Source organism: Rhizobium sp. MHM7A, assembly GCF_005862215.1.
Lineage (GTDB): Bacteria > Pseudomonadota > Alphaproteobacteria > Rhizobiales > Rhizobiaceae > Rhizobium > Rhizobium bangladeshense.
Genome location: NZ_VCHT01000020.1, coordinates 67,282 through 75,259 on the forward strand (window position 1 = coordinate 67,282; position 7,978 = coordinate 75,259).

The window sequence follows — 7,978 nt, forward strand, 5'->3', positions numbered from 1 at the left end:
AAACCAAAGACTAAAGCGCGGCAAGCGATACTGAAGGATCGCAACGCGCTTTAGAAGTCAATTCCCGTGCGGGGTGGTGGCATAGGTCTACTGGATGTCCAGCAGCCGTTCGAGATATCGCCGTTCCATCTCCTGTGGCGGATTGTTGCCCAGCTTCTCGCGGATCGCGTCGAGGATTTCTCGTGCCCGCTGAACGTCGATTTCGTCGGGGACCTTCACGTCGTTGTCGCCGAAGTCCGGTCCTTGGGTCTGGCGCAGCCGGCCGAGCGGGTCGCGGCCGTTCTGGTCGCCCTGTCCCACCTGCCCGTTCGGGCCTTGTCCCTGTTGGCCTTGCTGCGCCTGCATCATCTGGTTCATCATGTCGCGGGCGCCCTGGCGAAGTGCCTCCAGCGCCCGGCCCTGGCCCTCGATTGCCGGCTGGCCGCGGCCTTGGCCGAGTTCACGGCCGGCGCCTTCCATCTCGCGCTGCGCCTGGCCGAAGCCCGGGCCTGGCTTCATGCCCATCTCGCCAAGGCTCTTCTGCAATTCGCCAAGCTGCTTGCCCAGCGCGTCCTGGCGGGAGCGCAACTGTTTCAGTGCCTCGCGCAGTTGCTCGGCCGTCATCTGGTCGGAGGGCTGCTGGCTTTCCTGGCCTTGCTGGCCCTGTTGCTGATCCTGCGGCTGGCCGTTCTCCCCGGGCGGCATCTCGTCGAGCAACGGATCGTTCTCGCCCATATCGAGCTCGCCGCGCTGCATGCGATCCTTGAGCTGCTGATCAAGGCGGAAAGTCTCTTCCATCAGTTTCTGCTGGTCGCGCAGGATCTCCCCGAGTTTATCGATCTGCTTGCGGGCTTCGCTGTTTTCCTGGCCTTGCTGGCCGCGCTGGGGCCGGCCGGCCTGGAGGTTGTTCATCATGCGCTGCAGTTCCGAGAGCATCTGCTGGGCCGCGTCGCGATTGCCGGAGCGAGCGAGATTCTCGATCTGGTCCATCATCCGCTCCAGATCCTGCTGGCGCAGGATGTTCTGCGCGTTCTGGTTCTGCTGCATCATCGGGGCATTCTGCATGCGCTGGGCAAGCTCGGTCAGATAGTCCTGCATCGCCTTGCGCAGCTCGTCCATCAGCTTCTTGATCTCTTCGTCGGGCGCGTTGCGGTTCAACGCGTCGGCGAGATTCTGCTGGGCCTGGCGCAGCTTCCGCTCGGCAAGCGAAAGGTCACCGTCCTCCATTCCGAGGGCAATCTCCCAGAGATACTGGGCGGTATCCTTCAGCGCCTCCTCGCTCTTTGCTAGTTTCATGCGGGCCAAGGCGGATTCCAGCAACAGGAAATTGGTGAGCTTGGGGATCGTTTCCTCGGGGCGAATGGTCAGCGCCTCGTTCAGGGCGATCGCCTGCGGCATCTTGCGGGTATCGAGCGCGAAAACCTGACGTTCCTCGGCGACGGCTGCGGCGAGCGGCTCGTTGAAGGGTCGCGAGGGCAGAGTCATCTCATAGGGCGGGCTGCGGCCGGTTTGGCCGGCGGCATCCTTGGCGACGAGGGTGATGCGCACGAGCTTACCGGCAAGCGGATGTTCGGTGAGGTTCCGGCTTGTCACGCCCTTGGCGTCGCGAGCGTTGCGGCGGGGGACATCCAGCCGGTATTCCGGCAGCGGGTAGAGCGGCGTCGCGGTCGGATCGGCTCCGACCGGAACGATCTCCGCATGGGCCTCCTGAACGCCATAATCGTCCTTGACGGTGAACCCGATCTCGAGCGCGCCGTTGACGCTTGGCTTCGGTAAGCCGTCGAAAGCGATTTCCGGCGCCTTGTCCGGAAGGACGTCGAAGCTCCAGCGGCGGCCGTTGACTTCGAGCGCGCCATTCTCCTCGAGCTTCATCACATGTGTCTGTGCGACGGCGATCTGGCCGGCCGGCATAGCATTCGGCTGGTCACCCGTGGTTGCTGCCGCCTGCTGGGGCCTTGTGTCCGCCTGCACGGCGATATCCCGCGCCTCGCCGTTTGCCTTGCGGAACACGACCTTTTCGGCCGTCTTTCCGCCGCTGACGCGCACAGTGAGACCGGAAAACTGCGGAATACCGATCGGCGCCTGTTCGCTGCCGTCGGCGGTCAGGTAAATCGGCGCGCGGCCAGTATAGGAGGGTGGCGTCACCCAGGCGTCGATGCGAACGGCCGGATTGACCGCCACCTGCTCGGGCGCCGCCTGCAACGCGTCGCCGATCGAGCCGCCGTTGATCGAAAGCGAATAGCCAAAAGCGGTAACGAGCAGCAGAGCAGGGATGGCGCGCAGGGCGAAGCGGTCATGTGCTGCGATATCGGGTCGCGGCATGCCGGCATCGAGCGCGGCGATTTTCTCGGCCATGCGCACCTGGTGTTCGCGCCAGAGCGCCCGCGCGAAGGGCGTATCGAAAACCGGCTCGTCTTCCTGGACGGCGACCGGCTGGTGCGGCAGACCATTGCGCTCTTCCAGCATGCGATCGGCTTCAGCGGTTTTCGGCCAGCGCAGATGGCGGAAGGGGACTAGCGAGACGAGGAACGCCGCGGAAAAGGAAATCAGCAGCAGGATGCGCAGCCAGTCCGGCACGCTGCGGAAGATGCCGAACCAGGAGGCTGCGAGATAAATGGCGATGACGGAGAGGACCGGCATCAGCGGTGGCAGCAGCTGCTCGCAGAAGAGCACGATGCGCGCCAGCAGGCGTTTCGTCGTTACCAACCGGGCAAGCGAAGGACGGAGCGCAAATGCACCTTTTTTCTGCCTTGAGGGGCTTGTCATCGGTCCGGTCTCCGCGATCTGGCGTTCTGGTACAGAGGGCGCTTCCGGCGATTGCGGGGCAATACGCTCATGAACGAAAGGATAACACTCTTTGTGGCGAAGGCGAGGGCGAGCGGCCGGTAATAGCGCCTTTTCACGTTTATTCGCCAAAAAGTGATGGTTGCTTCAAGCGCGGCGCGATCTTTCAGACAGCGCTTCGCGCTTCAGTTCTCTGTTTTACGCAGGCCGCGATCCACACTTTCGCGTGACGTGTTTAGTCGAGCCAAGCCGGAACCGAGTCGAGGCTGATCAATTCGGCATAGGTTCTGCGGGGGCGAATCGCATGGAAATCGCTGCCCTTGACCAGAACCTCCGGCACCAGCAGGCGGCTGTTATAGGTCCCGGCCTGGACGGCGCCATAGGCGCCGGCAGTGCTGACGGCCATCAGGTCGCCGGGTTTCGGCATCGCCATTTCGCGATCGAGCGCCAGATAATCGCCGGTCTCGCAGACGGGGCCAACCACGTCGGCGCGGATACGTGGCGCGTTCGCCGCCGAAATCGTCACCGGACGGATCTCGTGATAGGCCTCGTAGAGTGTCGGACGGATGAGGTCGTTCATTGCACCGTCGACGATGACGAAGGTCTTCTCGCCGCCATCCTTCACATAGAGGACTTCGGTCACCAGGATGCCGGCATTGCCAACAATCAGCCGGCCGGGCTCGGTGACGATCTTGCAGTCCAGACCGCGCAGCTGGTTCTTGACGATCGCCGCATAGGCGTCCGGCAGCGGCGGCGGATTGTTGTCATCCTTATAGGGCACGCCGAGGCCGCCGCCGATATCGACGTGATGGATGGTGTGGCCGTCGGCGCGCAGCGTCGCAACGAGGTCCCGAAGCAGCTTGAAGGCGTCATCGAACGGCTGCAGCTCGGTGATCTGGCTGCCGATATGCATGTCGATGCCGGTGACCTCGATGCCCGGCAGCTTGGCGGCATGGGCGTAGATGGCGCGGGCCCGCTCCCAGGAAATGCCGAACTTGTTTTCCTTCCTGCCGGTCGAGATTTTCGAATGCGTCCTGGCATCGACGTCGGGATTGATGCGGAACGAGACCGGCGCCTTTTTGCCGGCGCTGACGGCGCGCTGGTTGAGGATCTCGAGCTCGGGTTCGGATTCGACGTTGAAGCAGTAGATGCCCGCCTCGAGAGCGAAATCCATTTCGGACGGGGTCTTGCCGACACCGGAAAACATGATGCGGCTTGCCGGAATGCCGGCGGCGAGCGCGCGGCGCAGTTCCCCTTCCGAGACGACGTCGATGCCGGCGCCGAGGCGGCCCAGCGTTTTCAGCACCGCCTGGTTCGAATTCGCCTTCATCGCATAGCAGACCATCGAGTCCATATCGGCGAAAGCCTCCGAGAAAACCCGGTAATGGCGTTCCAGCGTCGCGGTGGAATAGACGTAGAAAGGCGTTCCGACCGCCTTGGCGATCTCGGGAACGGGAACATTTTCGGCGTGCAGGACGCCGTCGCGGTACTCGAAGTGGTTCACGGGCTTATGCCTTAAAGAAGAGGATCGAGAAGGAAGGGCTTATCGACGGTTCCCGGCTGTTTCGTGGGTTTGGAAACGTCACCTTCCTTGGTTGCCGCAGCACTCGGCGGATCGAGATCGCCCTTGCGTCCGCATCCGGCAACGGCAAGGCCGACGACGGCGAGAACCACCGTCAGGCGGACGAGATGCGGCAAGCTCTTCTGCATGGATATCCTCTTGTGCGAGACATGGTGGCATCTTCATAGCGAAGTTTATCCACCTTGTGCACCCCGATTGTTGGGCGCCCATTCCGCGCCTGCGGCAAGGCTTGGCTGCTTTGCGCCCATGCTGCTAGCTCTCAGTTGCGGGCGCGCCAGAAAGCGATCTGCCTGCGCACCTCGGAGGGCGCCGTGCCGCCGAAGCTCTTGCGGCTGGCGACCGAGGCCTCGACCGTCAGCACGTCGTAGACCTTATCGGTGATAGCAGAATGGATCGCCTGCAGGTCGGAGAGCGGTAGGTCCGCCAGCTCGCAGCCCTTGCTCTCGGCGAGCGCCACGGCGCGGCCGGTCACATGGTGGGCATCGCGGAAAGGCAGGCCCGCTTCGCGCACCAGCCAGTCGGCGAGGTCGGTTGCCGTCGAATAGCCGGAGCCGGCCGCTGCCTTCATGCGCGCTGTGTTGACGGTCATGTCGCGCACCATGCCGGTCATGGCGGCGATCGCCAGTTCCAGGCTCTCGGCTGCGTCGAAGACCTGTTCCTTGTCTTCCTGCATGTCCTTTGAATAAGCGAGCGGCAGGCCCTTCATGATCGTCAGCAGTGCGATCAGCGAGCCGTTGATACGGCCGGTCTTGGCACGCACCAGTTCGGCCGCATCCGGGTTCTTCTTCTGCGGCATGATCGAGGAGCCGGTCGAGAAGGCGTCGGACAGCCGCACGAAACCGAATTGCGGGGTCGACCAGATGACGATCTCTTCCGCCAGGCGCGACAGATGCATGCCCGTAATCGCGGCAATCGCCAGGAACTCGATGGCGAAGTCGCGGTCGGAGACCGTATCGATGGAATTGCGGGTCGGCTCGCGGAAGCCCAGGGCGTTCGCCGTCATGTGACGGTCGATCGGATAGCCGGTGCCCGCAAGGGCGGCAGCGCCGATCGGGCTCTCGTCCATATGCTCGATGGCATGGCGCACACGCGAGCGGTCACGGCCGAACATTTCGACATAGGCCATGCAGTGATGGCCGAAAGTGACGGGCTGAGCGGTCTGCAGATGGGTGAAGCCCGGCATAACGCTTTCGGCATGTTCCTCGGCTCGATCGAGGAAGGCGGCGATCAGGCCGGTCAGCATCCGTTCGGTCTTCTCAAGCTCTTCCTTCACCCAGAGGCGGAAGTCGAGCGCCACTTGGTCGTTGCGCGAGCGGGCGGTGTGCAGCCGGCCGGCAGCCGGTCCGATCAGCGTCGCCAGGCGCGCTTCGATGTTCATGTGGATGTCTTCGAGCCGGCGCGAGAATTCGAAATTGCCGCTTTCGATCTCTGCCAGGATCGTGTTCAGCCCGTGAACGATCTTGTCGTTATCGTCCGATGAAATGATCCCCTGATGGGCGAGCATCGTCGCGTGGGCGATGGAACCGCGGATATCCTGCGCGAATAGCTTCTTGTCGAAACCGATCGAGGCATTTATCTCCTCCATGATCGCGTCCGGGCCGGAGGCGAAGCGCCCACCCCACATCTGGTTGGAGGATTTGGTGTCCGTGTTGCTCTCGGCCATGGAAGATGCCCGTCCTGGAGAATGAAATGACGACAAAAAAACCTTTCGGCCTGCCGTCCGTAAAACTGATCGCAATCGCCGCCGTTGCAGGCGTTGTTGCCGGTGCGGCAGCGGTATACGTGAAGGAGACGGGGATTGGCAATGGCGTCAGTGATAGCACTTCTGCCGAGTGCTCGCTGGCAAAGGAGCGCGCTGCCAATCTGACGCCGCTCATGAAGGGTCAGGTTGCCGCCATGGTCGCCGCCAGCGAGCCGCGCAAGCTGACAGCGGTTTCGTTCAACGGCCCCGACGGCAAGGCGATCACGCTCGACCATTTTGCCGGCAAGACCGTGCTTCTCAATCTCTGGGCCACGTGGTGCGTGCCCTGTCGCGAGGAGATGCCAGCCCTCAACGCGCTGGAAAAGAGCATGGGAAGCGACAAGTTCCAGGTCGTGCCGGTCAATATCGATACCGGTGACGACGAGAAGCCGAAGGCGTTCCTGAATGAGATCGGCGTTGATGCGCTGCAGCTTTACCGCGACAATACGATCAGCGTCTTCAACAGCCTGAAGAAGGAAGGGCTCGCCTTCGGTCTGCCGGTGACGCTGCTGCTCGACGATAAGGGCTGCCTGATCTCCGCCATGAACGGGCCTGCCGCCTGGGACAGCGAAGATGCAAAGGCGCTGATCAGGGGTGCGATCGGGTCGTGAGTGCGCTCAGGAGTCCCCGTCTCCTCTTATGAGGAAGACGCCAGCGAGTCCGATCAGGACGCAGCATTGCAGCAGGAACATGGGTGTTTCGGTAGACATGGCGTTTCCTCCCGTTCCCGACAAGGAAAGCATTTGGCGTGCGTGCGGTCCACTCGCCCTTTCTGATGATGTCTGTTTATCGCGTCGGGACGGGCACTTCGCCACGATAATCGTAGAAGCCGCGGCCGGATTTGCGGCCGAGCCAGCCGGCTTCGACATATTTCACCAGCAGCGGGCAGGGGCGATATTTTGAGTCCGCCAGGCCGTCATGCAGTACCTGCATGATCGACAGGCATGTGTCGAGGCCGATGAAATCGGCAAGCTGCAGCGGCCCCATCGGATGGTTGGCGCCGAGCTTCATCGCCGTATCGATGGCGTCCACGGTGCCGACACCTTCGTAGAGCGTATAGATCGCCTCATTGATCATCGGCAGCAGAATGCGGTTGACGATGAAGGCCGGGAAGTCTTCGGCGACGGTGACGGTCTTCTCCAGCGAGCCGACGAACTCCTTGGCGGCGGTGAAGGTCTTCTCGTCGGTCGCAATGCCGCGCACCAGCTCGACCAGTTTCATCACCGGCACCGGGTTCATGAAATGTATGCCCATGAAGCGTTCGGCACGGTCGGTGGCGGCAGCAAGCCGGGTGATGGAGAGCGATGAGGTGTTGGTGGCAAGCAGCGCTTCCGGCTTCATCACCGGACAAACCTGGCTATAAATCTTGCGTTTGACGCTTTCGTCCTCGGTGGCCGCCTCGATGACGAGATCGGCCGGGGCGAGATCGTTGATATCGGCGGAGCCTGATATACGCGACAAGGTCGCCTTACGTTCCTCATCGGTCATCTTGCCGTTCGTCACCAAGCGCGCGAGATTGCCGTTGATGGTGGCGAGGCCGGATTCGATACGGTCCTGCGAGAGATCGTAGATGTGAACCCGGTAACCTGCGGCGGCCGAAACATGCGCGATGCCGCAGCCCATCTGGCCGGCACCGATAACACCAATATTCTTCAACACCGCGTTCATCTCCAAACCCCCGCTCGGCATTCGCCCCCGCGCTGCCGCATTATTAGCAATACTGCCGGACGAAGGATCGCCCGGCAGTAAGTAGTAGACCGATAAAAGATAATTTTCCAGTCATTCGCAAGTGCGAAAGAAAGGCATTTGCCTCGCTCAGAGCGCCTTTTGCAATTCCGGCAGTGCCTCGAAGAGATCGGCGACGAGGCCGTAGTCGGCGACCTGGAAGATCG

The 7,978-nt window shown here is 62.3% G+C and carries 6 protein-coding genes; 1 reads left to right on the top strand and 5 read right to left on the bottom strand.

Annotation, left to right across the window (positions count from 1 at the left end; genetic code table 11):
• Positions 1–87: 87 nt before the first annotated feature.
• The 4 genes from FFR93_RS36245 to argH all read right to left on the bottom strand — a co-directional run bounded on the left by FFR93_RS36245 (position 88) and on the right by argH (position 6,008).
• Positions 88–2,745 (bottom strand): TIGR02302 family protein, encoded by a 2,658-nt coding sequence (locus tag FFR93_RS36245; RefSeq protein WP_138396725.1) that lies wholly within the window; start codon positions 2,743–2,745, stop codon positions 88–90.
• A gap of 253 nt (positions 2,746–2,998) precedes the next feature.
• The gene (lysA, locus tag FFR93_RS36250; RefSeq protein WP_138396726.1) at positions 2,999–4,267 is read right to left on the bottom strand and encodes a diaminopimelate decarboxylase; all 1,269 of its coding nucleotides are present in this window, start codon (positions 4,265–4,267) and stop codon (positions 2,999–3,001) included.
• 11 nt (positions 4,268–4,278) lie between these two features.
• Positions 4,279–4,473: a lipoprotein gene (locus FFR93_RS36255; RefSeq protein WP_138396727.1), complete on the bottom strand. Its 195-nt coding sequence runs from the start codon at positions 4,471–4,473 to the stop codon at positions 4,279–4,281.
• A gap of 131 nt (positions 4,474–4,604) precedes the next feature.
• A complete protein-coding gene (argH, locus tag FFR93_RS36260) occupies positions 4,605–6,008 on the bottom strand; it encodes an argininosuccinate lyase (protein ID WP_138396728.1) in 1,404 nt (467 codons plus the stop codon).
• 26 nt (positions 6,009–6,034) lie between these two features.
• Between argH and FFR93_RS36265 the strand changes: the two genes are divergently transcribed.
• Entirely contained in the window at positions 6,035–6,697 is a 663-nt protein-coding gene (locus FFR93_RS36265; RefSeq protein ID WP_138396729.1) for a TlpA disulfide reductase family protein, read from the top strand.
• A 175-nt stretch (positions 6,698–6,872) separates the two neighbouring features.
• Here the strand turns inward: FFR93_RS36265 and FFR93_RS36270 are convergent, their stop codons facing one another.
• Entirely contained in the window at positions 6,873–7,754 is an 882-nt protein-coding gene (locus tag FFR93_RS36270; RefSeq protein ID WP_064713712.1) for a 3-hydroxybutyryl-CoA dehydrogenase, read from the bottom strand.
• Positions 7,755–7,978: the final 224 nt, after the last annotated feature.